Source organism: Paraburkholderia sp. BR13439, assembly GCF_040948805.1.
Classification (GTDB): Bacteria; Pseudomonadota; Gammaproteobacteria; order Burkholderiales; family Burkholderiaceae; genus Paraburkholderia; species Paraburkholderia youngii.
Genome location: NZ_JBFPKN010000008.1, coordinates 39349 through 65789, shown reverse-complemented (window position 1 = coordinate 65789; position 26441 = coordinate 39349). Strand labels below are relative to the sequence as shown.

Below are 26441 nucleotides of genomic sequence, written 5' to 3'. Positions count from 1 at the left end.
CCCTGCCAACCCGACAGAGACCCGGTCTATGACGATTCGCGCCCTGCACGTCGCAAGCGAGCTGTATCCCCTTCTCAAAACGGGCGGTCTCGCCGACGTCGCGGGCGCGCTGCCGTCCGCGCTGATCGAGCGCGGCGCCGATGTGCGCGTGCTGCTGCCCGGCTTTCCGGCGGTACTCGCCGGCTTGCACGATCTTCAACCGGTCGCGCAACTGGGCAACCGCTTCGGCGCGCCGAACGTGACGCTCGAACGCGGCACGCTGCCCACCAACGGGCTCGCGGTCTACGTGATCCGGGCCGCGTCGCTGTACGACCGTCCCGGCAACCCGTATCTGAACGACGAACACGTGCCGTACGGCGACAACGCGCAGCGTTTCGCGCTGCTCGGCTGGGTCGCCGCGCAACTCGCGCAGCAGATGGATCCGACGTGGTCGCCGCAGATCGTCCACGCGCACGATTGGCACGCTGGGCTCGCGCCTGCCTACCTGAAAGCCGCCGAACGCGAGCACGGCCGCGCGCCGGCGCACAGCGTGTTCACGATCCACAACCTCGCGTACCAGGGGATCTTTCCCGCGCATCAGTTCGGCCTGCTCGGCCTGCCGCACGATTTCTTCAACATGCACGGCGTCGAATTCTACGGACAGCTGTCGTTCCTGAAGGCGGGGCTCTATTACGCCGACCGCATCACGACCGTCAGCCCGAACTATGCGCGCGAAATCCAGACGCTCGCGCACGGCGGCGGGCTCGATGCGCTGCTGCGCCATCGCGCGCACGATCTGAGCGGGATTCTGAACGGCGTCGACTACACGGTGTGGAATCCCGCCAGCGATACGCTGCTCGCGACGCGCTTCAGCTCGTCGCGGCTGGCCGGCAAGCTCGCCTGCAAGGAAGCGCTGCAAAAGCGCTTCGGCCTCGCGCAACGAAGCGACGCGCTGCTGTTCGGCGTGGTGAGCCGGCTGACCGAACAGAAAGGCCTCGATCTGCTGCTCGGCGCGGTGCCCGAGATCGTCAAGCGCGGAGGCCAACTGGTCGTATTCGGCACCGGCGATCCGGCGCTCGAGAATGGCCTGAGGATGGTCGCCCAAGCGCATCCGGAATCGGTCGCGGTCGAACTCGGTTTCGACGAAGCGCTCGCGCATACGATCATCGCCGGCAGCGACGTGGTCGCGGTGCCGTCACGCTTCGAGCCGTGCGGGCTCACGCAACTCTATGCACTCGCCTACGGGTCGCTGCCGCTCGTGCACAGCGTCGGCGGTCTCGCCGATACGGTCGCCGACGCATCGCTCGAAAACCTCGCCGACGATCTCGCCACCGGCTTCGTGTTCGACCGCTTCGATCCGACCGGACTCGCCGCAGCGATCCGCCGCGCATTTGCGCTGTACGGACGCCGCACCGAATGGAAAGCCGCGCAGCGGCGCGCAATGCGCCAGGACTTCGGCTGGGGCGCCTCGGCCGACCGCTATCTGGCTTTGTATCGCGAACTCGTCTGAAGCATCGGCCACGCGGGAAACTGTCAGATTTCGTCAATGTTCAGGCGCGTTTGATGGTTCGGCGCAACAGCACGGGGACGGATCAACTCGCGGCGGTCAAACTCCTGTATCGTTTGCTGACTTGCCGGCTATGCAGTTTGTGCGTTTTTCCTGCACCATCTGTATCAGGCATGTCTGCCGCGCGGCGCCGGGGCCATCTGCCCGCCCGCGCGAGACTCCCTTCCCGCTTTGTTGATCGCGCATGACCGGTTGCGCGAGCCTTACCATGACGAAAAACGTTCTGAGCATCCAGTCCCATGTCGTGTTCGGTCACGCCGGCAACAGCGCGGCCGTGTTTCCGATGTGCCGGCTCGGCGTCAACGTGTGGCCGCTCAATACGGTGCAGCTATCGAATCACACGCAATACGGGCACTGGAGCGGCAGCGCGATCGACGCATCGAAGATGGAAGATCTCGTCGACAGCATCGGCGCGATCGGCATGCTGCCGCGCTGCGACGCGGTGCTCTCCGGCTATCTCGGCACGACGGAACAGGCGCAGGCGGTGATCGACATCGTCAAGGCCGTGAAGGCGGCCAATCCCCGCGCCTGGTACTTTTGCGATCCGGTGATGGGCGCGATGGGCGGCTACAAGGTCGATCCCGGCATCCAGGAATTCCTCGTCAATGAAATGCCGCAGGTCGCCGACGGGATCGCGCCGAATCACATCGAATTGCAGCGCCTCGTCGGCCGCGAGATCGAGACGCTCGAGGAAGCCGTCACCGCGTGCCGCGAGGTGCTCGCGCGCGGGCCGAAGCTCGTGCTCGTCAAGCATCTGCTCGATCGCAACAGTCCCGCCGACCGCTTCAACATGCTCGTCGTCACCGAGCGCGAAGCGTGGATGGGACAGCGCCCGCTCTATCCGTTCGCGCGCCAGCCGGTCGGCGTCGGCGATCTGACGAGCGCGGTCTTCGTCGCGCGCACGCTGCTCGGCGATTCGATCCGCTCGGCCTTCGAGCACACGCTCGCCGCGGTCAACGCGGTGGTCAAGGCGACCTGGCAGGCCGGGCGCTATGAACTCGAACTCGTGGCGATGCAAAATGAAATCGCCCAGCCGCGCGAGTGGTTCGATGCGTGGGTTGCGGAGACGGCTTAGGTCGAGCTCAAGTCACTGACGCGAGTCACCCGTTGCCGGGCGCCGCCACCAGCGTCGCGCCAGCAGCCGTCCTATAATGCGTGCCGCGTGGAACGGGGCTTGCGCCCGCATTCCACGGGATTTTTCAGCATTCGGCATTCAGCAGACGAGGCATTCGATGGACGGTCATATCCGCAGCGAGCGGGAAGAATTTTTTGAGCAGTTGTGCATCAGCGTCGACGCGGACGAAGCGCACGAACAGGAAGCGATCGAGTACTTCGAGAACCAGTTCGACCAGCCCGACTTCGATCCCGCGCAATGGCTCGATATCGCGCTCTACTACTCGCCTGCCGTCGCGCGCGGCATCGTCGAGATGGTGACGGCCGACGACAAGGCACGCAGCAACATCGCCGAAATCATCGCCGACAATCTCGACATTTCGTACGGCGAGGACGAGTGCCAGCAATTCGCCGAGACGATCGAGTTCGCACTGAACAACGGCGTACCGGTCGATCTGGACGTGGTGCTCGACGGCTGCCAGCGCGCAATCGACGATCTCGACACGTGGGCCGACGAAGACACGAAGGCGCCGCTCCTGCGTCTGCGTGAGGAATTGCTGCGTCAGCAAGGCGAGCGCTAGGCGAAAGGCTCGAATCTCTGCGCCCCAACGCTAACTCCGCAACACCGCAACACCGGCCGGCGCGCTCGCGCCGGTTTCTTAAGCGTATGCCGTAATCCGCAGCCGCAGCGGAACTTCTCGCGGCAAGCCAGCCTGGATGCCTCACGCACGCTCCTTGTGGACGTGATGCGCACACGGCCCGCTATGCCGAAATGCTCATCCAAAACGCCACGAATTGCCAAGACGACGGCAATTTGGCTTTCTATATTCGCCCCAGATTGACCCGCGAACACGCTGCGAAGCGCAACGCCACTGCGTGTATTCCAGCATTGTGAGCGGCGACCGATCCTTCGTAGCCTTGCGATGCGCGAGGGCTTCCCTCGGCCTCACGTGTCGTACCGCTTTTGTCGCACCGCTTTCATAACAACCGTCGATGCAAGGAGAGACCATGAGTCTTCGCAACACGCTGAAACCGCTGGCCATGCTCGTGGGTGCGATGTTTGCCGTCGCGCCTGTTGCCAGTTTCGCCGACGACCTGCCGGTCAAGATCGGTTTTGCCGCGCCGCTGACGGGCGCCAATGCCGGCTACGGCAAGGATCTGGAAAACGGTGTGCGGCTCGCGATCGACGAGGCCAACGCGCAGAAGATCAAGATCGGCGACAAGGTCGCGCACTTCGAGATCGTCACGCAGGACGACCAGGCCGACCCCCGCGTCGGCGTGCAGGCCGCGCAGAAGCTGGTCGACTCGGGCGTCGCGGTGGTGGTCGGCCACTTCAACTCGGGCACGACGATCCCGGCCTCGCAGGTCTACGAGCAGGCCGGCATTCCGGTGCTCGATCCCGCCGCGACGAATCCGATCATCACGGGCCGCGGCTTCGCGAACACCTTCATGGTGATTTCGACCGATGCGCAGAACGCCGGCAACGCAGGCATTTATGCGGTCGAGGTTACGAAGGCCAAGCGCATCGCGATCATCGACGATCGCACCGCGTTCGGCCAGGGCGAAGCCGACGAGTTCGAGAAGGCCGTGAAGGCGCACGGCGGCACGATCGTCGCGCGCGACTACACCGACAACCACGCGGTCGACTTCAGCACGCAGATCACCAAGTTCAAGGGCGCCAATGCGGACCTCGTGTTCTTCGCCGGCCTCGACAGCCAGGCGGCGGGCTTCGCGCGGCGCATGAAGCAGCTCGGCCTGAACGCGCAACTGGTCGGCGGCGGCGGCGTGATGGACGAAGACTTCATCAAGCTCGCGGGCGATGCGTCCGACGGCGCGATGGCCTGGGAATACGGCCGCCCGCTCGCGCAACTGCCGGGTGGCAAGGACTTCAACGCGAAGTTCAAGAAGCGCTTCGGCGCGGATGTGCTGTCGTATGCGCCGTTCGGTTATGACGGCGCATGGGTCGCGATCAAGGCGATGCAGCAGGCCAAATCCGACTCGCCGAACGTGTACCGCGCGGTGCTCAAGTCGATCGACTACGACGGCGTGACCGGCAAGATCTCGTTCGACAACACCGGCGCGTTGAAGAGCGGCGCCTCGACGCTGTATCAGGTGAAGAACGGCGCATGGGTGCCGGTCGTCACGAAGAGCGGCACCTGAGCTCGCCGTCCAGTGAATCGTAGCGGCCCTGCCCGGCTTACGGCCGGCGCGGGGCGCGCTACTGCTTCGCGGCCGCCGCCCTGACGACCACCTCGGCATCCAGATCGCGCTCGATGCGCACGAGGTCGTCGCGAATCGCCGCGAACTCGTTAGCCGTACACATCTGGTGGCCGAACGCGGCGCGCAGATGCCGGTTGACCTGTAACGTGCGCGTCGCCGGATCGAACACGTAGCGCGACGCAAATGAGAGCAGCGGGTCCTCAACCGTGCTGTCGGTCGGCAGGTCCGTCACGCGCACGAAGCGCGGCAAACTTATTTCCAGCGTTTCATCGAACTCCCCGCCGATGCATGCCCACGGCTGCGTTCTGACGGGTTCCGCGAGCCACGCCTCGACCTGTGAGTTCATGCCGCCGGCGAGACTCGTCAGCGCCGGCACGGCGGTTGTGCCGTCTGGCCAGATCAGATGCGGCACGCTGCCCTGCATCGACGTCGCGAACGGTCCGCCGGTCACGGCGACGTCGTCGGTCTGCAACTGCGCGGTGCCATGCAAGCCCGTTTTGAGCAGACGGCTCGCGGCAATCTGCTGCGCGCCCTCGCGCGTCGCGCGTCGGAACGTGTTGCGTTCGATCTCCGCGGGATAGCCCCGGTCTTCGACGCGGTACGCGTAATGCGCGGTGCCGTTTTCATCGATGTCGATCTGCACGCGCGCGTTGCGTTCGTGCCGTTGAGTGGCGGGCGTGCGCGCGAGCATGCCGGCGTCGACGAGCAGCACCGGCCGGTCCATCACGCCGCCAGGCAGATAGCCGAACGCGGTGCCGCCCGCCGTCGTGTCCGCGAATTGCGCCAACTCGGGAATCCAGATGATCGCGTGATTGATCGCGCTCGCGCCGTAGCCCGGCACCTCCGGCAACGTGTAGTACGGGCCGAGATTCAGCAGCACCGGCTCGCTGCGAATGCCGACCGCCGCGAGCAACGCACCGTAAAGGGCGACGTGGTCCTTGCAGTCGCCATAGCGGTTGCGCAGGATATCGGCCGCCTTGTGCGGAATCGCCGCCGTCTCGCCGAGGAAAAGCGCGACGTAGCGGATGTTCAGACGCATCCAGTCGTATAAAGCGCGGGCTTTGTCGCGCGGATCGCTGAGGCCGGCCGTCAGTTGCTGCGCAAGACTGACGATCGCGGGATCGTCGCGGGTCGCGTCGTTATCGGCGGGACCGCGATAGCGCGCGGCGAAGCTCGCGAAGTCCGGTACCGTCGACACCATCAGCCGGTCGCCCCAGTTCGCGTAGCCGACCGCGCCCGCTTCCACGCGCGGATACGGGCCGTGCCGATAGTCGAACTCGTAGCGGGTGCGGCCGTTCGCGGTGACGGGCGGCAGCGCGACGTAGCCGCGCGCGTCCGCGTAGAGCGGCACGTCGGCGGGCAGATCGAAGATCAGACGCTGCTCGGCGACGGGTTCGAGCGACGGCTCGACCAGATAACCGAAAGTGCCCGCCTGCAGCGGCTTCGCGCGGGTCTTGCGAAACGCCAGATGCACGCGCGAGCCGTTCGTGACGCCGGGGAAGATCACGGTGCGCAACACTCCGTCCTCGAAGCTCGGCGCACCGGACGAACGCGGCTCCTGCACGTCGCGGATCGCCTCGGGACCGACGGCATGCGCGGTGCCGTCGGGATCGATCGTTTCGGCGGCCAGCAGTTGCACCTGCTCGATGTCCTTGTTGAACCACACGTAGCGTTGCGCGATTGCGTCGACACCGCTGGCCGTGTCCGCGCGCATCACCGTGTCGTCGTGTTCCTCGATGGAGCCGTCTTTCTGGATCACGAACAAATGGACGTCACGCTCGATCGTCGCAGGGGTGCGTTCGTTGGGGGAGGTAGCGATTTCGGCGGCGGTCGCGCGAAGGGGGAAGGCGATGCCGCTCGCGGCAGTTAGCGCCGCAAGCAGCGCCGCGGCGCGCACGCTTCGCGCGAGCGACGCGTGCGCCAACCTGACGACGATGTTCCCCAAGATCCACCTCGGCAAGATTCGTGTCGTCGTTGTAGCACATCGCCGGCCCGCGCGTTTCGGACCGGGGCCGCCGTCAGTCGCGATCACTCGCCGTCGTCGAGCTGGCTCAGCAGCGCCTGCAGTTTTTCCACGTGCCGAAGCAGCATGTGCCGATGCTTGTCGATCTGTTCGAGCCGGCCCTCGAGATCGGCCTGAATGCGGTCGTCGAGTTCGGCCGCGGCCATCACGTCCTCGACCTTCGCACGCATCGACGCGAGTTCGACCGGCGCATGCAGCAGATGCCGCTCGAAGCGCCGCACTTCCTGCGTCGCGACATCGCGTACCTTGCGAAAATGCACATGACGGCGGTGCGCTTCGACATCGAGCGTTTCTTCCTCGACGCGACGCGCGGGCCCCGGTTGCCCGAAAATCGGCTCGGGTCGCAGCACCGTCTTCTTGCGCACCGGATGCGCGGTGCCGCGAAAGCGCGCGAGCGGCTGCTCGTTGTCGATCGCCTCGCGCGCATTCGGCGGAATTTCGTGACCGCTGTGCGGCACGTTCATCCAGCCGCCCGGCAAGCCAGTGACCGCCTCGACGCCGCGCACGAATTCCTCGCTGAATTCGCGTTGGCCCGACAGCATCAGCTTCAGATAGCTCGCGGAAAACGTCATCATGCGCGCGAGCCGGGTCGCGGCGCCAACCTCGCTGGTCAGCAACACCAGGTTCGCGCGCCAGACTGGCAGCAGCAATTCGTCGGAATCTTCCATCGCTGGGTCTTCCATCTTTTCGCCTGATGAATCGATGACCGCGTCGCGCATGTCATCGTTTTGAAAGGGTAGTCGTCTCGCGGTGTCGGGTGCAATGCCGCTATGCCGCCTTGCGTGCGGTGGGGCCCAGATGCCGAAGGTACACGCATCACATGGTACGCACCGGCCAATTCAGCGCAAAGCGCGCTAAAACAGGGCTTACAACACAACGCGTGTTGCATTGACACACGTATTTGCGCACCGTTCCTATTCGCGGGCGCTCGATGTGGCATGCTTACACGCCGATGCGGCACGGGTCGTGCTGCATGGGTCGCTCCACAACATTGACTTAAGGGTTTTGTAATGAAGAAAATCGTTCTCGCCATCGCCGCAGCCGTCGCCACCCTGAGCGCGATCGCTCCCGCTCAAGCTTATGAACATCACCACGAGTGCCATAAGGTGAAGGTTCATCATCATTGGGAAAAGCGCTGCCACTAATGGCGGTGAAACCGTGTCCAACGGACGCGGTGCACATAAAAAGCCCCGCTTTCGCGGGGCTTCTTTTTCATGGCGCGCCGCGTCGTGAAACAGCCGGCGCACGATACGCTTTGCGCGCTCGACGCCCAAACCATTCCATATGATCGCGCCGATATGCAATCACGGACACATGCTGTTACACCTTCGCGATCCGCTAAGCGATGCACGCCGACGCCGCCTTCACGGCCCCCGTCAGGTCACCTTTGCGTCAGGCTGCTTTCACGCGAGCGAGAGCCGTCGTCACCAGCGCTTCGAGCAACGGCGCGACCTTCGTGGCGAGGTCTTCATCGTATGCATAGGGCAAGCGCTCTTCCATGTACGTGATCTGCGACAGTTCGAGTTGCACCGCATGCACGCCCTGCTCGGGCTGACCATATTGGCGCGTGATATAGCCGCCCTTGAAGCGGCCATTCGCGACCGCCGTATAGCCACCGTGGCGCTCGACCAGCGCGGCCAGTTCGTCGCCTAGTCCCGGCGCCGCGCTCGCACCGTTCGACGTGCCGAAGTTGAAGTCCGGCAGACGTCCGTCGAAAAATCGCGGAACGCGCGAGCGGATCGAATGCGCTTCCCACAGCAGCACCTTGCCGTGCTTCGCCTTCAGCGCCGCGATCTCGCCGGTGAGCGCGTCGTGATACGGCTTCCAGAACGCATCGCGCCGGCGCGCGACTTCGGCGTCGTCGGGCAGATGGCCGTCGCGATAGAGCGGCTCCTTGTCGAACGTATCGACCGGCAAGAGACCCGTGGTGTCCTGCCCCGGGTACAGGTTCGCGCCGTCGGGCGGACGGTTCAGGTCGATCACGTAGCGCGCGTAGGTCGGCGTCAGGAACGACGCGCCGAGAACCTTCGCGAATGCGTACAGGCGATCGAGATGCCAGTCGCAATCGTCGGTGCGTTGCGCGACCGGCGTCATCGTCGCGGCGATGTCGGCGGGGATTTGCGTGCCCAGATGCGGGATCGAGATCAGCAGCGGCAGGCTTCCCTGATGCAGCGAGAAAACCGGCGTGTGGTTCGAAGCAGTCATGTCAGTCCGGAATCAGTGGGATCGGAGAATCGGTTCGTGGTCATCGCCGTTATTTGAGCAGTTCCGCGAGCGCCGCGCGATAGCGCGCATATGCGCGCTCTTCGTCGCGATGCCGGCGATCGTCAACGACCTTGATGCCACCCGCATAGACGTCGCGGATCGGCGTATCGCCGTGCTCGCAGAATACAACGCCCGACAGCCACGCTTCTCGCTCGTGCTCGGCGATGCTCGAATGAGCGGCGTCGAGCACGAGCCAGTCCGCGCGATGGCCGGGCTGCAACGCGCCGACCGCGCGGCCGGTCGCGCGCCCACCGCCGTCGAGCGCGGCCGCATACAGGCGGTCCGCGACATGCGGAGCCTGCGCCGACGCCAGCACGTTGCGCTGCCGGCGCGTCAGACGCTGGCCGTATTCGAGCAGACGCAATTCGGCGCGCCAGTCGACGCCGATATGGCTATCCGAGCCGACGCCGATGCGGCCGTGCGCGTCCAGATAGTCGTGCGCGGGGAAAATGCCGTCGCCAAGATTGGCCTCGGTGGTCAGACACAGACCCGCGACCGCGCCGCTTTTCGCGAGCGCGAGCGTTTCATGCGGATCGACATGGGTCGCGTGCACGAGACACCAGCGGCTATCCACCTCGAAACGATCGAGCAGCCATTGCACCGGCCGCGCGCCTTCGGTTTCGATGCACGCGTCCACCTCGGCGGTTTGCTCGGCGATATGGATATGCACGGGCGCGCTCGCATCGATGCCGCCAAGCAGCGCGCGCAACGATGCTTCCGATACCGCGCGCAGCGAATGCGGCGCCACACCGTAGCGCAGTGCCGCATGTTCGGGGCGCGCAGCGCGCAACGTGCCGAGCAGATCGAGCAGGCTCTCCGGCGTATTGATGAAGCGCCGTTGATCCTCGCGCGGCGCGCGCGCGCCGAAGCCGCTGTACTGATACAGCACCGGCAGCATCGTGATGCCGATGCCGCTCGCCGCCGCCGCATCGACCACGCGCTGAGCAAGCTCGGCCTGATTCGCGTAGCGCTGGCCGTCCTGCGCGTGATGCACGTAGTGGAACTCGCACACCGACGTATAGCCCGCCTTCAGCATTTCGATGTAGAGCCACTGCGCGACGCTCGCGAGGCCTTCCGGCGTGATGCGCGCGGCGAAGCGATACATCAGGTCGCGCCACGACCAGAAGTTATCGGTCGCGTTGGCGCGATATTCGGTGAGCCCCGCCATCGCGCGCTGAAACGCGTGCGAGTGAAGGTTGGGCATGCCAGGCATCAGCGGGCCAGCCGCTTTCGGCATACCGGCCGGCGCTTCGGGTCGATCCGGCGTGACGGCGCTCAGCGTGCCGCGCGCGTCCCATTCGAGCAGCACGTTGCGGCGCCAGCCCTCGGGCAGATACGCGTCGGCGGCGAACAGCGATTGATTGGATTGCGTCATCTCTCAGGTTCCGGTTCGGTTCAGGTCACACTCGACCCGCGCCGCGTATAAACGGTTTTGCCCGCGCGCACAACACGCGCGCACACCGGCCGGCCAATCCAGTAAGCGAGCTCGGCCAGTGAATCGACCGACCACACCGCGAAGTCGGCCGCGCGACCCACCTGCAGCGCGCCGTGCCGATCGCTGTTGCCGAGCGCGCGCGCCGCATGCGTGGTGACGCCTTGCAGCACCTCGGGCACGGTCATGCGAAACAGCGTGCTCGCCATGTTCATCATCAGCAGCAACGAAGTCGCCGGCGACGTGCCCGGGTTGCTGTCGGTCGAGATCGCGATCGGCACCTCGTAGCGCCGCAGCAGTTCGAGCGGCGGCAACTGTGTCTCGCGGATGAAGTAGTACGCGCCCGGCAGCAGCACCGCGACGGTGCCCGCTTCCTTCATCGCGGCGACGCCGGCTTCGTCGAGAAACTCCAGGTGATCCGCCGACAGCGCGCCGTGCCGCGCCGCGAGCGCGGCGCCGCCGCCATTCGACAACTGCTCGGCGTGCATCTTGACTGGCAGCGCGTAGTGCGCGGCCGCGTTGAACACTCGCTCGCTTTGCTCCAGCGAAAAACCGATGCGCTCGCAGAACACGTCAACCGCATCGACGAGGCCTTCATCCGCTAGCGCGGGCAGCATCGTGTTGCAGACTTCGTCGATATACGCGTCGGCGCGGCCCGCGAATTCGGGCGGCAGCGCGTGCGCGCCGAGAAACGTCGTATAGACCGTGACCGGATAGCGCTCGCCGAGTTGTCTCGCGACGCGCAGCATCTTGCGCTCGCTCGCGAGATCGAGACCGTAGCCCGATTTGATTTCGATCGCCGTCACGCCTTCGGCGAGCAGCGGTTCGAGCCGCGCCGCCGCTTGCGTGAACAGCGACGCTTCGTCCGCCGCGCGCGTCGCGCGCACCGTCGACACGATCCCGCCGCCCTGTCGCGCGATTTCTTCGTAGCTGACGCCCGCGAGGCGCTGTGCGAATTCGTCGGCGCGCTGGCCGCCATACACGAGGTGCGTATGACAATCGATCAGGCCCGGCGTCACCCACGCGCCGCGCAGATCTTCGCGCGGCCATCCGGCGTATTGCGCGGGTAACTCGGCGAACCCGCCGAGCCACGCGATGCGGCCGTCTTCGACGGCGATCGCGGCATCGGCGAGCGTGTGGCGAGGATCGCCCTGCGGGCACAAATTCAGGTGATGCCAGACGGTTTGCTTCATCGCGTGCTCTTTGCCGCTCGTTGCGTGTCTGTGGATGGGTTGGCCGTGATGGAGCGCTTGCAATGCCGCATCACGTATGAATCGTTATCGCGTGTAGCGGATCGTGATTGCGAGCACCGCGCCGTCCCCCGTTAGCGTGCAAGCGAGTGCGTTCGGCCCGTCGACGCGCAGCGTATCGCCGGTGTCGAGCCGCACCGCTTGCGCGTAGTCCGCCGCGTGCGCGACCGTGACCGCGCCGCCCGCGCAAAACAGCAGCGCCACGTCGCCGTCGAGCACGCGCGGCGCGTCCTGCTTCGCGCCGACACGCCACACGTCCAGCTCGCCCTGCGCCACGTCGCGCCGCACCATCAGATTGAAGTCGCGCGTCGCGCCAGCGACGAGACGCGCGTCGATGCGCGTCTCGCCGCTAAAGCGCGCGACGTCGAGCGGCTGCCGCAGCACATGCGTCGACATGACGCCCGCGTCGCCCAGCTCATCGAGCAGCATGCCCGCGCCAGACAGCAGCACGAGCGTCCGGTCGACGCCGTCGAAGCGCGAGAACGGCCCGGCCTGCGCGACATCGGCGACGCTCACACGCCACACGAAGTCGGCGCCCGCACCCTGCCCGCCGCCTGGCGACGGAAACGCCGCGACTTCGCGCGTGACGCCGCCGCCGTTTTTCCACGGCGCCGCCACGAGCTCGGCGCCGCGAATCAGCGTGACGCTTGCCATGTCGCCCGCGTGGTGGGCCCGGGTCACGATCAGCGTCCCAGCATCGGCAGATTGAGACCCGCCTCGCGTGCGGTCTGCTGCGCGAGTTCATAGCCGGCATCCGCGTGACGCATCACGCCGGTGGCCGGATCGTTCAGCAGCACACGGCCGAGGCGCTGGTGCGCGGCTTCGGTGCCGTCCGCGACGATCACGACGCCCGAGTGCTGCGAGAAGCCCATGCCGACGCCGCCGCCGTGATGCAGCGACACCCACGACGCACCGCCCGCGGTATTGAGCAGCGCGTTCAGCAACGGCCAGTCGCTGACCGCGTCCGAGCCGTCCTTCATCGATTCGGTTTCTCGGTTCGGGCTCGCGACCGAGCCCGTGTCGAGATGATCGCGGCCGATCACGATCGGCGCCTTCAGCTCGCCGTTCCTGACCATTTCGTTGAACGCCTGGCCGAGACGATAACGATCCTTCACGCCGACCCAGCAGATCCGCGCGGGCAGACCCTGGAACGCGATGCGTTCGCGCGCCATGTCGAGCCAGTTGTGCAGATGCGGATCGTCGGGGATCAGCTCCTTGACCTTCGCATCGGTCTTGTAGATGTCCTCGGGGTCTCCCGACAGCGCGACCCAGCGGAACGGGCCCTTGCCTTCGCAGAACAGCGGGCGGATATACGCCGGCACGAAACCGGGGAAGTCGAACGCGTTTTCCACGCCCATTTCAAGCGCCATCTGACGGATGTTGTTGCCGTAGTCGAGCGTGGCCGCGCCGCGTTCCTGCAGCGTCAACATCGCTTGCACTTGCCTCGCCATCGACTGTTTGGCCGGCGTGACGATGCTGTCCGGCGCGGTCTTCTGACGCTCGCGCCAGGCTTCCACCGTCCAGCCTTGCGGCAGGTAGCCGTGGATCGGATCGTGCGCGCTGGTCTGGTCGGTCACGCAATCCGGCGTGATGCCGCGCGCGACGCACTCGGCGAACACGTCGGCGGCATTGCCGAGCAGGCCGACCGAGATCGGCTTGCCGGCCTTTTTCGCTTCGTCGAGCATCGCGAGCGCTTCATCGAGCGTCTTCGCTTTCCTGTCGACATAGCGCGTCTTCAGACGGAAGTCGATGCGCGTCTCGTCGCATTCCACCGCGATCATCGAGAAGCCCGCCATCGTCGCCGCGAGCGGCTGCGCGCCGCCCATGCCGCCGAGGCCGCCGGTCAGAATCCAGCGGCCCGCAGGCTTCCCGTCGAAGTGCTGGTTCGCGACCGCGAAGAAGGTCTCATAGGTGCCCTGCACGATGCCCTGGCTGCCGATATAGATCCAGCTGCCCGCCGTCATCTGGCCGTACATCATCAGGCCCTTGCGGTCGAGTTCGTGGAAGTGTTCCCAGGTCGCCCAATGCGGCACCAGATTCGAATTCGCGAGCAGCACGCGCGGCGCGTCCGCATGCGTGCGAAACACGCCGACCGGCTTGCCCGATTGAATCAGCAGCGTTTCGTCTTCGTTCAGGTCCTTCAGCGACGCGAGGATCTGGTCGAAGCAATCCCAGTTGCGCGCGGCGCGCCCGATGCCGCCGTACACGACGAGCGCGTGCGGGTGCTCGGCGACCTCGGGGTCCAGATTGTTCTGGATCATCCGGTACGCGGCTTCCGCGATCCAGGTCTTGCAGGTCTTTTCCGCGCCGCGCGGTGCGCGGATCGTGCGAGTCGGATCAAGACGCGGATCGATGTGTTTCGGATTGTTCATGGTGTCCCTCGGAATGCGGAAGATGTTCGATAAAGATTCGGCGGAAACGAGAAGGCGCGAAAAAGCGCGAGAAGGCGCGAAAAAGCAAATTCAGAAATGCCCAGTGAAGCGGTAACGGGTGCCCGGATGCCACAGATTCGCGATCGAGGCGACCTCGCCTTGCGACCACGTACGCCGGTGCAGCACCAGACACGGCTCGCGTTCACTCATGTTCAACAGCTCGCGCGTGATGTCGTCGGCGGCGAGCGCCTCGATGCGGTACTCGACGCGCTGCAGCGGCGCGACGCGCACGAGGTACTGGTTCGGCGTGGTGTTCGTGAAGTCCTGCAGCCCGTATTCGGGCGCGACGGCCGGATTGACCCAGCGTTCCTCCAACTGCACCGGCTCGTCGTTTTCGAAATGCAGCAGACGCGAATGAAATACGGGGCTGCCCGCGCTCACCTGCATCTCTTCGGCGAGCGCCGCATCGGCGATGCTGGCGCCGATGTTCAGCACCTTCGCCTGATAGCGGTGACCGCGCGCGACGATTTCATCGGAGATGCTGCGGATCGCCACCAGGGTCGACTCGTACTTGGGCCGGGCGACGAACGTGCCCGAGCCTTGTACGCGTGTGAGCACCTGCTCCGAGGTCAGCTCGCGCAACGCGCGGTTGACCGTCATGCGCGCGACGCTGAACTCGCGCGCAAGCTCGTTTTCGGAGGGCACCTGGTCGCCTTCGGCCCACTCGCCCGCATGAATGCGCGCGAGGATGAAGTCCTTGATGCCCTGATAAGCGGGTGCGTTCATTGTCGTGATCCGCGCTCTCGACGACTCATTGTTCCGACACGAACGAGAACGGGCTCAGCTTCGCGACCGCGCCGGCCTGCACGAGCTTCGTGACCGCCGCGATATCCGGTGCGAAGTAGTGATCGAGCTCGTAGTGCGCGACGTCCTTGCGCACGAGGTCCATCACCTTCTGCAAGCTCGGGCTGGTCTTGTGCGGCGCGCGCAGATCGACGCCCTGGGCGGCGGCGAGCAATTCGATCGACAGGATGTTCGCGGTGTTGTCGGCGATATCGCCGAGCTTGCGTGCGGCGAACGTCGCCATCGACACATGGTCTTCCTGGTTCGCCGATGTCGGCAGCGAATCGACGGAGGCCGGATGCGCGAGCGTCTTGTTCTCCGACGCGAGCGCGGCAGCCGTCACGTGCGCGATCATGAAGCCGGAGTTGACGCCGCCATCCTTGACGAGGAACGGCGGCAGGCCCGACAGCGTCGCGTCGATAAGGAGCGCGATGCGGCGCTCGGCGAGCGCGCCGATTTCCGCCGCGGCGAGCGCGAGGTTGTCCGCCGCGAACGCGACCGGCTCGGCGTGGAAGTTGCCGCCCGACAGCACTTCGCCGGTGTCCGGGAAAATCAGCGGATTGTCGGAAACCGCGTTCGCTTCCCTCAGCAGCGTTTCGGCGGCCTGACGCATCTGGTCGAGACACGCGCCCATCACCTGCGGCTGGCAGCGCAGGCTGTACGGGTCCTGCACCTTGTCGCAATCGGCGTGCGACACGTTGATCGCCGAGCCTTGCAGCAGCGAGCGATATGCGGCCGCCGCGTCGATCTGGCCTTGATGGCCGCGCAGTTCGTGGATGCGCGCATCGAACGGCTTGACCGAGCCCATCGCCGCATCGACCGACAGCGCGCCGGCGACGAGCGCCGTGCGGAACAGGTCTTCGATCGCGAACATGTTGTAGAGCGCGAGCGCGGCCGACGCCTGGGTGCCGTTCAGCAGCGCGAGACCCTCCTTCGCCTGCAGCGTGAGCGGCTTCAGGCCGACGAGCGCGAGGCCTTCGGTGGCCGGCATGCGCTCGCCCTTCGCGAACACTTCGCCGACGCCGAGCAGGATCGCCGACATATGCGCGAGCGGCGCGAGGTCGCCCGATGCGCCGACCGAACCCTTGACCGGGATCACCGGCAGCACGTCGGCGTTGAACAGCGCGATCAGCGCTTCCATCACTTCACGGCGGATGCCCGAGTGGCCGCGGCCGAGGCTCGAGAGCTTCAGCGCCATCAGCAGACGCACGACCGGGCGCGACATCGGCTCGCCGACGCCGACGGCGTGCGACAGCACCAGATTGCGTTGCAGCAATTCGAGCTGATCGCGCGGGATGTGGGTACTGGCGAGGCGGCCAAAGCCCGTGTTGATGCCATAAGCCGGCTCGCCCTTGGCGGTGATGTCGGCGACGGCCTGCGCACACGCGTCGATGGCGGCATGGCTCGCGGGATCGAGTTGCAGGGTGACCTGCTCGCGTGCGATCTGGCGCAGTTGCGGGAGGGTCAGGTAGCCGGGCTTCAGAATCATGGTTGTCGTCCTGTCTATACAAGTTCAAATAAGTCTAGCCGGCGGGCCTTGTATATACAACTTCTTTTTCAAAATTCCGTGCCTGGGGATTTCCATTATTTGCCGCAGGATTCCGCGCAAGATCGGCAGGTGTGGCCGCGCGTCGGCATGCGGCGGATGCAGGACGCACGGGCCGGCGTAGGCTCTGTGGCTTAACCTACAGTTGTATATACACCTTTGCGGCGCGGCCCGGCCGATATCTGAGTTATAGGAGAGAAGGCGCCGCGACGCGGATCAGAGCTCGACCCGCGCCGCGATGAAATCAAGGAAGCACTGCACGCGCCCCGCGAGCGATGCGCTCTGGTAGTACACCGCATGCACGGCTTGCCGTTCGTCGACGAGCAGGTTGTCGAGAATCGGCACGAGGCGGTTGTCGCGCACGTCGGCGGCGGTCATGAAGTCGGCCAGACAGGCGATGCCCCAGCCGGACAGCGCCAGTTGCCGCAAGGTTTCGCCGCTCGATGCGGTGATCGACGGTTCGATCTTCAGCAGCGCGGCTTCGTCCCGTTGCCCCTTGACGCGCTTCGTTCCCCGGCCCCTTTCCCTCAACGGCCAGCGATTCAGATGCTCAGGCGCCGTAAAGCCGATCAGCCGATGCGTGCGCAACGCATTGAGCGTGCTCGGCTCACCGTGCTCGGCCAGATACGCCGGGCTCGCAAGCACGCGCAGCCTGCTCTCGCCGAGCGCGCGCGCATGCAGCGTCGAATCCTGCAGCGCGCCGATCCGAATCGCGATGTCGACCTTCTCTTCGAGCAGATCGACGATCCGCTCGTTGCTGGTCAGTTCGAGCCGGATCTCCGGATACAGCGCCGAAAACGCGGTCATATGCGGCGCCACGCAATGCAGCATGAACGGCGACGCCGCATCGACGCGCAAGCGCCCCGACGGCCGTTGGCGGCCGCGCGCGACCGACTCCTCGGCCTCTTCGAGCGCGTCGAGAATCGCGCGGGCGCGCCGCAGGAACGCGTCGCCCTCCTCGGTGAGATGCAGACGCCGCGTCGTACGCCGCACCAGCGCGGTGTCGAGCTTCTGTTCGAGGCGCGTGAGCGCGCGGCTCACGCCGGAGACGGTCTGCCCCAGCTTCTCGGCCGCCGCCGTGATCGAACCGCTGTCGATCACGGTGACGAACACCAGCAATTCGTCGGTGGAGGTTTTCATTGTTGATTTCAAATCAAGATTGATTTGAGACTAACACGCTTTTTGCGAGAATCCGCGCGAGCGATACTGCGCACTTGTCCCAGCATTTCCCTCAGGAGAACGTCTTGAAGATTTTCGTTACTGGCGCAAGCGGTTTTATCGGCGGCTCGATCGCGGCGCATCTGGCGCGCGCCGGTCATGTGGTGCGCGGGCTGATCCGCAAGCCCGAACACAGCGCCGAGCTGCAACGGCTCGGGATCGAGCCGGTCGTCGGCACGCTCGACGACCGCGCGTTGCTGATCGCCGAAGCGCAAGCGGCCGACGCGGTGATCAACGCCGCGAGCAGCGATCACGAAGGCGCGGTGCGCGCGCTGATCGACGGACTCGCGGGTTCGGGCAAGGTGTTCCTGCACACGAGCGGGTCGAGCATCGTCGGCGATGCGTCGGGCGGCGAAGCCGGTGAAGCACGCATCTATCACGAAGACGCGCTGCCCACCCCGAGCGCCGACAAGGCCGCGCGCGTCGCGATCGATCAGCTGGTACTCGATGCCGCGCAACGCAACGTGCGCTCGGCCGTGCTGTGCAACACGCTGATCTACGGTCACGGCGCGGTGGCCGGCAGCGCGAGCGTGCAGTTGCCGCGCCTCGTGCGCCAGGCGCAAAAGAGCGGCGTCGTGCGTCATGTGGGCAGCGGCGGCAACATCTGGTCGAACGTGCATATCGACGACGTCGCCGAGCTGTATCGTCTCGCGCTCGATAAAACCCCTGCCGGCACGTTCTATTTCGTCGAAAGCGGCGAAGCGTCGTTTAGCGACATGAGCACCGCGATCGCGCGCGCGATGAAGCTCGGCGCGCCGCAAAACTGGCCGCTCGAAGACGCGAAACAGGAATGGGGCTACGAAATGGCCTCGTACGGTCTCGGCTCGAATAGCCGCGTGCGCGGCGAGCGCGCGCGCAGGCTGCTTGGTTGGCAGCCGCGGCGCACGTCGGTGATCGAATGGATCGAACGCGACATGATGGTGCCGTAAAGCGCCATCTGACGGAGCTTTGCGCGCGTCACTGGCCGTAAACTGTGTAAGCGCGGCCGTTGCGAATCCGTAAGCTCATTTCGCTAGAATCGCGAGCACCTGACGGTGCGATTCCACCGTCGCATCCCCGCTCCGATTCGACCGATGAGCTTCGCGCTGAACTTCGACTGGCTGACCAATCTGATGGCGATTCTGTTCGTCGTCGCGTGTCTGTACGACACGCGCTACGACGAATACGGCGTTCTGACGCTGGCCGCCGCCGCGATGAGCCTCATCGTGATGGCGATGGAATTATTCCTCAAACCCGCCTTCGAGATGGCGCTGTAACGCGCTTTGCAGCGCTCATACGGCGCGAAGGCGGCGCGCCTGCCAGCGCGGCGCGCGCCCCTCGCCCTCTGCGTCCACCCGCTTCACCACTTCACACCGTGTACGATCCGCAGGCCGGGCAAGCCGCGCGCGCGTGATCGTCGTAGCGGTCGTGATGCCTGACCCAGTCGGTCAGATTGCTCTGCTCGTTGCGGCCTTTCGGCGCGATGTCCAAGAGCGCGTAGGTGTTCACGAAGCGCTCGTCGCCGCGCGCGTAGCACGAGTACGTGTGGTACACGTCGCCGCTTTCGTCCTTGTAGAACACGCTGTGGCCATGCTGTTCGTCGATGCCGACGTCCTGCTCGGTGAAGTTGTAGAACGCCTTTTTGCTCGCCAGCTGCTCGGGCGTGAACGACACGTGATAGTCGAAATTGAAATCGCTGCCGCTCGACGACACCCATGGAAAGGTCCATCCCATGCGCCGCTTGAACGCGTCGATCTTCTCGAGCGGCGCGTGCGATACCGTCACATAGCTGACATCGTGATGAACCAGATGCGTGAGAATGCCGGTCATATGGTCCGACAGGAACGAGCAGCCGACGCACCCCTCCTCCCAGTCCGGGCCCAGCATGAAGTGATAAACGATCAGCTGGCTGCGGCCGTCGAACAGTTCCGCGAGCGTCTTGCGGCCATCAGGCGTATCGAACGTATAAAGCTTGTCGACCTTGACCCATGGCAATTCGCGGCGCTTGCGCGCGAGTTCGTCGCCGGCGCGCATATGCGCTTTTTCGTCGGCGAGCAGCGCGCGGCTCGCGGCCAGCCACTCTTCCCGGCTGCCGATGCGATGTTGCGGTTCCATCTGCGTCTCCTTTCCTGCGCATGCAGGTCTTGACCATAAGGTTATGGTTTAGAAGCGCCGGCGCGGAAGTCAAGGACAGGTGGGCACCAGGGACCGGCCAAAAAGATACGCGGCACGCCGCGGATCGAACCGCGACGCACCGCGTCAAGGTGGAGAACCACGACTGCCTGCAACGAAACTCAGATCGCCCAGCCGCCGAGATAAAACCCGACCAGCACCACCGCGATCGCCACGGTGCCGACATTGAGCTTGCGATACTCGCCGCTGACGACGCGTCCGATCACGAGCGTCGCGAAGCCGAGCATGATGCCGGTCACGATGTTCGCGGTCAGCACGATGAACACCGCGCACACGAGCCCGGCCATCGCGTCGACCATGTCGTCCATATGCAGCTTGCTGACGTTCGACAGCATCAGCAGCCCCACGTACATCAGCGCGGGCGCGGTCGCGTAGGAAGGCACCAGCGCGGCGAGCGGCGAGAAGAACATCACGACCAGAAACAGCAGACCGACGACCGCCGCCGCCATCCCGGTCTTCGCGCCCGCCGCGACCCCGACCGTCGATTCGATATACGCTGCCGCCGGCGCGCCGCCGAGCAGGCCCGAGAAGATCGAACTCAGCGAATCGGCGGTCAGCGCGCGCCCGCCGTTGATGATGCGGCCGTTCTCGTCGAGTTGTCCCGCCTGGCCCGCGACCGCGCGGATCGTGCCGGTCGCGTCGAACACGGCGGTCATCACGAGCGCGAGCACGCTCGGCAGCACCGCCATCGACAGCGCGCCCTTCACGTCCATCGCGCCGATCAGCGACGCGTGCCCCGGCGCGCTCAACGACGGCACCGCGAACACGCCGTGAAACGCCACGGCCGGGTCGATCGCGAGCCCGATCGCCGAGATCGCGACGATCACGATCAGGATCGAGCCCGGCACGCGCCGCCGCACCAGCCCGAAGATCGCGGCGAGTCCGGCCACCGACATCAGCGCCGGCAACGCCGTGATATTGCCGAGCGACACCGGTAGCCCCGCGCCCGGATTCTTGACGACGAGGCCGACGTCGTTCGCGGCGATCAGTAGCAGGAACAGGCCGATGCCGATGCCGGTGCCGTGCGCGATGCCGGTCGGCAGATTGCGCAGTATCCACGAGCGTACGCCGGTCACCGAAATCGTCGTGAACACGACGCCCATCAGGAACACCGCGCCGAGCGCGACGTTCGGATGCAGGCCCTTGCCGAGCACGAGGCCGAACGCGGTGAACGCGGTCAGCGAGATCGCGCAGCCGATCGCGATCGGCAGACGCGCCCACACGCCCATCAGCAGCGAGCCGAACGCGGTGGTCAGACACACGGCGACGAATACCGCGCTGGTATCGAAGCCCGCCTTGCCGAACATGCCCGGCACGACGAATACCGAATAAACCATCGCGAGGAAGGTCGTGATGCCCGCGACGATCTCCTGGCGCTGCGTGCTGCCGCGCGCGGAAATGTCGAAGTAGCGGTCGATAAAGCCCTTACCGCGGAATGATTCGGTTTCGAAGGATTCGCTCGCGACGTCGGAATTCGCGAGGGCCTGGGGTTCCATCATGATGAGTGCCTCCTTTATCAGCGCGCTGAAACGGCCGCCAGCGCGGCCGTCATCAGGTTCGTCTCGTGGATTTGTTGGTGTGGGTAATGCTTTTCTGAGTCGAAATGTAGGTGAAGAGAACTATGCGTCCAATCGCATGTATGGCATGCCGGACATGTCGCGCGACTTATAACTTTTGCGCGACGGTCGCTCGCGCCAGCACTGCGCGCGTTTACACCTAGGGCATTCGAGCGGCCGCGAAACGCGCCGAACCCACTTCGGCGATCGCGTTGCAGGCACGCGGCGTGCAGCGCAATATCGCCAGAGCATCGGCGAAACGCCTGCAAGCCAGTCCGTGAAAGCCTGCCCGCGCGGCAGCGCAGGTTAAACTCTGGGCCGTACCCCATTCCAACCGCGGCGGCTCATCGCGCCCGTCCGCACCTGCCCGTGGAGTTTTTCCTGATGACTGGCGGTTTTCCGCGCCCCGCCGGGCGCCTGCCGATTGTCCCGTTTGCACCGCTTGGATCGTTTGGCCCGCTCGATTCGCCTGATTCGCTGGAGATGCTTCGACTGTTTCGCTGGCTATGCACCGTGGCCGCGCTGTTCGCGCTCGCCGCGCTGTCCGGTTGCAGCAGCCTGCTGTGGGGTACGCAGCAGGCGCCGATCGTCGACGCGCGGGTGATGCCGGTCGAGCCGGCGAGCCCGCCGGTCGCCGCGTCCGCGCCCGAGCCGGTCGAGACCGAGGCGAACGAGGGGCCCGAGGAGCCGAAGAAGCCGAAGAAGCCGGTCGTCAAGCCGCACAAGGTCGAACCGCCGCCGCCCGTCGTCGTGCCGGCTCCGCCGCCGCCGCCCCCGCCACCGCCACCGCTGATCGTGCTGCGCACGATCGAGCGCAGCGACGCGCGCGCGCTGCTCGACAGCCCGGTGCAGAAGCCCGACGGCAAGGTGGTCGGCCGCGCGATCGACATGACCACCGACGCGGCCGGCAAGCCGCGCGAGATGGTCGTCAATCTGCAGGGCTTCCTCGGCGTCGGAGATCGCAAGGTGAACTTTCCGTGGGGCACGTTCCACTTCACCCCGACCGCGAAGGGCGCGCCGATCACACTCACCGCGACGGCAGTGCCGGCCGCCGCGAACAAGACGAACGCGCTGGAGCTGGCGCTGCTCGATGCGACCGTCGAGCGCGCGAACGGCGCCAAGGTGGGCCGCGTGGTCGACGTGCTGATCGACGGCTACGCGCAGCCGCAGGCGGTCGTGCTCGACGTCGGCGGCATCGTCAGCACCGACCGGCGCACGATCGCCGCGAACTGGTCGGCGCTGCGCTTCGTCACGCGCGACAAGGAGCTGCATCCGCAGCTCGAGCTGAGCGATGCGCAGATCAACGCGACGCCGCCCTATGTGGCCGACAAGCCGATCCGCGCGGTGTCGCCCGCGCCGCCACCGGCCCCGCCTGCGCAGCCTGCCGCGAGCGCCGCGCCGGCGGCCTCGGCGCCGCCGGCCGCGTCGGCCGTCGCGGTTTCCAACGCACGGGCGGTCCGATGACGGTCCGCACTCAGGTCACGGCGCGAAGTCTGCGCGCGCTCGATTGGCTCAACTTCTTCGTCGCCAACGTGCAGACGGGCTTCGGGCCGTTCATCGCGTCGTACCTCGCGTCGCACAAATGGACCCAGGGCGAGATCGGCATGGTGCTGTCGGTCGGCACGATCAGCGCGATGGTCAGCCAGGTGCCCGGCGGCGCCGCGGTCGACGCGCTGCGCAACAAGAAAGCGGCGGCCGCATGGGCGATCACCGCGATCATCCTGAGCGCGATGCTGCTCGCGATGAGCCCGACCCTGCTGCCGGTGATCGCCGCCGAGGTGTTCCACGGCTTCGCGAGCTGCATGCTGACGCCGGCGCTCGCGGCGATCTCGTTCGCGCTGGTGGGTCGCGCGAAACTCGGCGACCGGCTCGGCCGCAACGCGCGCTGGGCGTCGATCGGCAGCGCGGTCGCGGCCGGTCTGATGGGTCTGTTCGGCGAGTACTACTCGCCGCGCGCGGTGTTCTTTCTGACCGCCGGTCTCGCCGTTCCCGCGCTGATCGCGCTCTCTATGATCCAGCGCACCGACACCATCGAGCTGCCGCAAGCGCTGCCCACCCCTGAGCAGCTCGAGCGCCGCGAAAGCCTGCGCGAGCTGCTGCGCGACCGGCGCATGCTGCTGTTCGCCGCGTGCATCGTGCTGTTCCATCTGTCGAACGCGGCGATGCTGAACCTCGCAGCCGGCGAAGTGACGGCCAGCATGGGCGACAACGTGCAGCTCGTGATCGCGGCGTGCATCATCGTGCCGCAGGCGATCGTCGCGATGATGTCGCCGTGGGTCGGACGCTCGGCCGAACGCTGGGGCCGCCGGCCGATCCTGCTGCTCGGCTTCACCGCACTGCCGATCCGCGCGCTGCTGTTCGCGGGCATCAGCAGCCCTTATCTGCTGGTGCCGGTGCAAATGCTCGACGGCTTGAGCGCCGCGGTATTCGGCGTGATGCTGCCGCTGATCGCCGCCGACGTCGCCGGCGACAAGGGCCGCTACAACCTGTGTATCGGCCTGTTCGGACTCGCGGCCGGCATCGGCGCGACGCTGAGCACGACGGCGGCGGGCTTCGTCGCCGATCGTTTCGGCAACATGGTGAGCTTCTTCTGCCTCGCGGCGGCCGGTGCGCTCGCGGTGCTGCTGGTGTGGGCGGCGATGCCCGAGACGCGCGTGGCGGCGGCGAGCAACGGCGATGGCAATGGCGCGGCGGTGCCCGGGCGTGGGAAGTCGGCGGCTCGGTGAGGCGCGTCAGGTGCTGAACCATTCCGGGGGCGTCGTGCGGCAAGGTTCATGGCTGTCCGGAACGTGACGAAACAAGGCTGCGGCTCGCCTTCTTGCAAACCTCACGGTTCCCCTCTGAAGGCTTCACTGCAAGGGGCACCGATGGCCTCGTCTCGACTGCTTCTCAGGGGAAGATCGGGGTCGTCGGCTCCGCACCTTCGAGATCGGCCTTCGGAAAATGATGCGCGACCATCTGCTCGATCTCCTGTTCGCGCGATCCAGGCACGTCGGCCATGATCAGGATCTGGCCGTCACGTATGGCGCCACGAAAGCGCTCGAGTCGTGCGTTCGGTTCGTCGACGCCGATCATCGTGGCCGTCCAGGCCCCGAAGCCGGCACCTGTCAACGTCAATGCGACGACGGCTCCGCCCGCGATCGTGAGCCCCGCGGGAGGAAACACCAGTGCCACGAGGCCGAGAAGCGCGCCGGTCGCACCGCCGAGCGCCACGCCGCGTTCGAGCGAGTGCACCACGTCGCTGCTTTGCAGTAAGGATGCCTCGGGTAACTGTTCGAGTGCGACACTGTGATTCGCGAGGACATGGATATGTCGCCATGTGATCCGCGCCCGCAGCAAGTCGTCTACGATCGCCTTCGCCGTCGTCGTGTCAGGTACGAGGAAATAAAGACGTCTCATGTCGGCTCTCCATCAATCAAGGAGTCCCCCAACGGGTCGATGCTGTTTATCGTACCCCTGCCGCGTGCCATCGGGAGGCGTAGGTGGCCTGGGGAAATCGATGCACGAGGCGGCCGTTTTGCATTGCATCGCAGCAAGCGACTCCTCCATTCATCCGCCCTATACGTGGGGCGCACTTCCCCCTTGCGCAGCCTTGCACGATGCAGAGGAGAGGACTACCTTTGGTCTAAAGACGTGCCGGCGCGGACAGTACCGAAGTACGGCAAGGCGGCGCCGACGCCCGGAGCCTTTTGTTAGCGGCTCCCAGCGAGTGACGCGCAGCGAGGTGACCTATGTCGCTTGCGATTGCCCTGTTCCTGATCATCGTATTGGCGGTGGGGTTTCACTTTGCCAGCCCGTGGTGGACCACGCCGATCGCCTCGAACTGGGTCCGCATGGACGACATGCTGACGATCACGCTCGTCATTACCGGCGTGTTCTTCATCGCGATCAACCTGTTCATCGTGATCGCATTGGTGCGCTACCGCCATCGCAGAGGTCATCGCGCTGTTTACGAGCCGCACAACAGGCGGCTGGAATGGTGGCTGATCGGCCTGACCTCGGTAGGCGTGGCAGCGTTGCTGGCACCGGGACTCTTCGTCTACGCGGACTACGTACGGCCGCCGTCCAACGTGCTGCAGATGGAAGTATTCGCCCAGCAATGGCAATGGCGCTTCCGCTTTGCGGGCCCCGGTGGCAAGCTGGGCACGACGGACGTGCGCTACATCAGCAACGACAACCCCTTCGGCATGAACCCCGGCGACCCCAACGGCCGTGACAACTACCTGATCGAGACACCCGAGGTGCACCTGCCGTTGAACCGGCCGATCCAGGTCCTGACACGGTCGCGCGACGTGCTGCATGACTTCTACGTACCGCCGTTCCGCGCGCGCATGAACATCGTGCCCGGCATGGTGACCACCTTCTGGTTCACGCCGACCAGGGCCGGGCGTTACGACATTCTGTGCGCGCAGCTTTGCGGTCTCGGGCACGCCAACATGCGCGGCGTGGTGGTGGTAGAAGACGAAGCATCGTTCTCGCGCTGGCTGGCGCAGCAGAGCACATTCGCGCAGCAGCAGGCCCGGGTGCAGGCCGCAACCGCCGCTGCAGGCGGCGGCGCCCAGGCGCTCGCTAACCAGGGCAAGACGCTCGCAGAGGCCAAGGGCTGCTTCGCCTGCCATACCGTGGACGGCAGTCCGCGCGTGGGCCCCACCTGGAAGGGCCTGTACGGCAAGACCGAAACGATGGCCGACGGCAGCACCGCGAAGGTGGACGAAGCCTATCTGCGCGCCTTCATCCGCAACCCGACGGCCCGCGTCGTGAAGGGCTTCGCACCCATCATGCCGAAGTTCGACCTGAGCGAGCAGGAGCTGACCACGCTGGTGACCTACATCCAATCGCTAGGCGGCTCGGCCGCCACCAGCGCAGCCCAACCCTAGCGGAGCAG

General features: G+C 65.8%; 23 protein-coding genes. 10 read left to right on the top strand and 13 right to left on the bottom strand.

What is annotated here, in order from left to right; all coding sequences use genetic code 11:
* The first annotated feature begins 28 nt into the window (after positions 1-28).
* The 4 genes from glgA (at position 29) to AB3X96_RS17550 (ending at position 4819) form a co-directional block, all read left to right on the top strand.
* On the top strand, positions 29-1489 hold the full coding sequence (glgA, locus tag AB3X96_RS17565) for a glycogen synthase GlgA (RefSeq protein ID WP_368590673.1): 1461 nt from the start codon (positions 29-31) through the stop codon (positions 1487-1489).
* 265 nt (positions 1490-1754) lie between these two features.
* Positions 1755-2621, top strand: coding sequence for a pyridoxal kinase PdxY (gene pdxY, locus AB3X96_RS17560; RefSeq protein WP_176108975.1), 867 nt, complete (start codon positions 1755-1757; stop codon positions 2619-2621).
* A 157-nt stretch (positions 2622-2778) separates the two neighbouring features.
* Positions 2779-3240: a hypothetical protein gene (locus AB3X96_RS17555; protein WP_176108976.1), complete on the top strand. Its 462-nt coding sequence runs from the start codon at positions 2779-2781 to the stop codon at positions 3238-3240.
* A 427-nt stretch (positions 3241-3667) separates the two neighbouring features.
* On the top strand, positions 3668-4819 hold the full coding sequence (locus AB3X96_RS17550; RefSeq protein ID WP_368590672.1) for a branched-chain amino acid ABC transporter substrate-binding protein: 1152 nt from the start codon (positions 3668-3670) through the stop codon (positions 4817-4819).
* A 58-nt stretch (positions 4820-4877) separates the two neighbouring features.
* On the opposite strand, the gene AB3X96_RS17545 is transcribed toward AB3X96_RS17550, so the two are convergent.
* Together AB3X96_RS17545 and AB3X96_RS17540 are read right to left on the bottom strand one after the other, a co-directional pair.
* Positions 4878-6824, bottom strand: coding sequence for a DUF3857 domain-containing transglutaminase family protein (locus AB3X96_RS17545; RefSeq protein ID WP_368590671.1), 1947 nt, complete (start codon positions 6822-6824; stop codon positions 4878-4880).
* 83 nt (positions 6825-6907) lie between these two features.
* Positions 6908-7570 carry a hypothetical protein gene (locus tag AB3X96_RS17540; protein ID WP_176108979.1) on the bottom strand — a complete coding sequence of 221 codons (663 nt, stop codon included), beginning with the start codon at positions 7568-7570 and terminating at the stop codon, positions 6908-6910.
* Between the two features lie 342 nt (positions 7571-7912).
* Between AB3X96_RS17540 and AB3X96_RS17535 the strand changes: the two genes are divergently transcribed.
* Positions 7913-8047 (top strand): hypothetical protein, encoded by a 135-nt coding sequence (locus AB3X96_RS17535; RefSeq protein ID WP_013089067.1) that lies wholly within the window; start codon positions 7913-7915, stop codon positions 8045-8047.
* A gap of 247 nt (positions 8048-8294) precedes the next feature.
* Here the strand turns inward: AB3X96_RS17535 and hutG are convergent, their stop codons facing one another.
* The 8 genes from hutG to AB3X96_RS17495 form a co-directional block, all read right to left on the bottom strand.
* Positions 8295-9107, bottom strand: a complete 813-nt coding sequence (gene hutG, locus AB3X96_RS17530; RefSeq protein ID WP_368590670.1) for an N-formylglutamate deformylase — start codon at positions 9105-9107, stop codon at positions 8295-8297.
* Between the two features lie 49 nt (positions 9108-9156).
* Complete coding sequence (locus AB3X96_RS17525) at positions 9157-10542, bottom strand: formimidoylglutamate deiminase (RefSeq protein WP_368590669.1); 1386 nt, start codon at positions 10540-10542, stop codon at positions 9157-9159.
* Between the two features lie 20 nt (positions 10543-10562).
* Positions 10563-11792, bottom strand: a complete 1230-nt coding sequence (gene hutI, locus AB3X96_RS17520; RefSeq protein ID WP_368590668.1) for an imidazolonepropionase — start codon at positions 11790-11792, stop codon at positions 10563-10565.
* A gap of 84 nt (positions 11793-11876) precedes the next feature.
* Positions 11877-12503, bottom strand: a complete 627-nt coding sequence (locus AB3X96_RS17515; RefSeq protein ID WP_368590841.1) for a HutD family protein — start codon at positions 12501-12503, stop codon at positions 11877-11879.
* Positions 12504-12532: 29 nt separating this feature from the next.
* Entirely contained in the window at positions 12533-14221 is a 1689-nt protein-coding gene (gene hutU / locus AB3X96_RS17510) for a urocanate hydratase (RefSeq protein WP_368590667.1), read from the bottom strand.
* Positions 14222-14311: 90 nt separating this feature from the next.
* Complete coding sequence (gene hutC / locus AB3X96_RS17505) at positions 14312-15007, bottom strand: histidine utilization repressor (protein ID WP_176108985.1); 696 nt, start codon at positions 15005-15007, stop codon at positions 14312-14314.
* 25 nt (positions 15008-15032) lie between these two features.
* Positions 15033-16553, bottom strand: a complete 1521-nt coding sequence (gene hutH, locus AB3X96_RS17500; protein ID WP_176108986.1) for a histidine ammonia-lyase — start codon at positions 16551-16553, stop codon at positions 15033-15035.
* Between the two features lie 273 nt (positions 16554-16826).
* Entirely contained in the window at positions 16827-17750 is a 924-nt protein-coding gene (locus tag AB3X96_RS17495; RefSeq protein ID WP_368590666.1) for a LysR substrate-binding domain-containing protein, read from the bottom strand.
* Between the two features lie 104 nt (positions 17751-17854).
* Here AB3X96_RS17495 and AB3X96_RS17490 point away from each other — a divergent pair, with 104 nt between their 5' ends.
* Positions 17855-18757 (top strand): NAD-dependent epimerase/dehydratase family protein, encoded by a 903-nt coding sequence (locus tag AB3X96_RS17490; protein ID WP_368590665.1) that lies wholly within the window; start codon positions 17855-17857, stop codon positions 18755-18757.
* A 144-nt stretch (positions 18758-18901) separates the two neighbouring features.
* Positions 18902-19084, top strand: a complete 183-nt coding sequence (locus AB3X96_RS17485) for a hypothetical protein (RefSeq protein ID WP_176108988.1) — start codon at positions 18902-18904, stop codon at positions 19082-19084.
* 91 nt (positions 19085-19175) lie between these two features.
* Here AB3X96_RS17485 and AB3X96_RS17480 read toward each other — a convergent pair whose 3' ends face one another.
* Together AB3X96_RS17480 and AB3X96_RS17475 are read right to left on the bottom strand one after the other, a co-directional pair.
* Entirely contained in the window at positions 19176-19922 is a 747-nt protein-coding gene (locus AB3X96_RS17480) for a DUF899 domain-containing protein (RefSeq protein WP_368590664.1), read from the bottom strand.
* 179 nt (positions 19923-20101) lie between these two features.
* Positions 20102-21499 carry an NCS2 family permease gene (locus AB3X96_RS17475; RefSeq protein WP_368590663.1) on the bottom strand — a complete coding sequence of 466 codons (1398 nt, stop codon included), beginning with the start codon at positions 21497-21499 and terminating at the stop codon, positions 20102-20104.
* A 540-nt stretch (positions 21500-22039) separates the two neighbouring features.
* Here AB3X96_RS17475 and AB3X96_RS17470 point away from each other — a divergent pair.
* Positions 22040-23020 (top strand): PRC-barrel domain containing protein, encoded by a 981-nt coding sequence (locus tag AB3X96_RS17470; RefSeq protein WP_368590840.1) that lies wholly within the window; start codon positions 22040-22042, stop codon positions 23018-23020.
* Positions 23017-24282 carry an MFS transporter gene (locus AB3X96_RS17465; protein ID WP_368590662.1) on the top strand — a complete coding sequence of 422 codons (1266 nt, stop codon included), beginning with the start codon at positions 23017-23019 and terminating at the stop codon, positions 24280-24282. The genes AB3X96_RS17470 and AB3X96_RS17465 overlap by 4 nt, the downstream gene beginning before the upstream one ends.
* A gap of 163 nt (positions 24283-24445) precedes the next feature.
* On the opposite strand, the gene AB3X96_RS17460 is transcribed toward AB3X96_RS17465, so the two are convergent.
* Entirely contained in the window at positions 24446-24955 is a 510-nt protein-coding gene (locus AB3X96_RS17460) for a hypothetical protein (protein ID WP_013089052.1), read from the bottom strand.
* Positions 24956-25287: 332 nt separating this feature from the next.
* Between AB3X96_RS17460 and AB3X96_RS17455 the strand changes: the two genes are divergently transcribed.
* Positions 25288-26433: a c-type cytochrome gene (locus AB3X96_RS17455; RefSeq protein ID WP_368590661.1), complete on the top strand. Its 1146-nt coding sequence runs from the start codon at positions 25288-25290 to the stop codon at positions 26431-26433.
* The last annotated feature ends 8 nt before the right edge of the window (positions 26434-26441 follow it).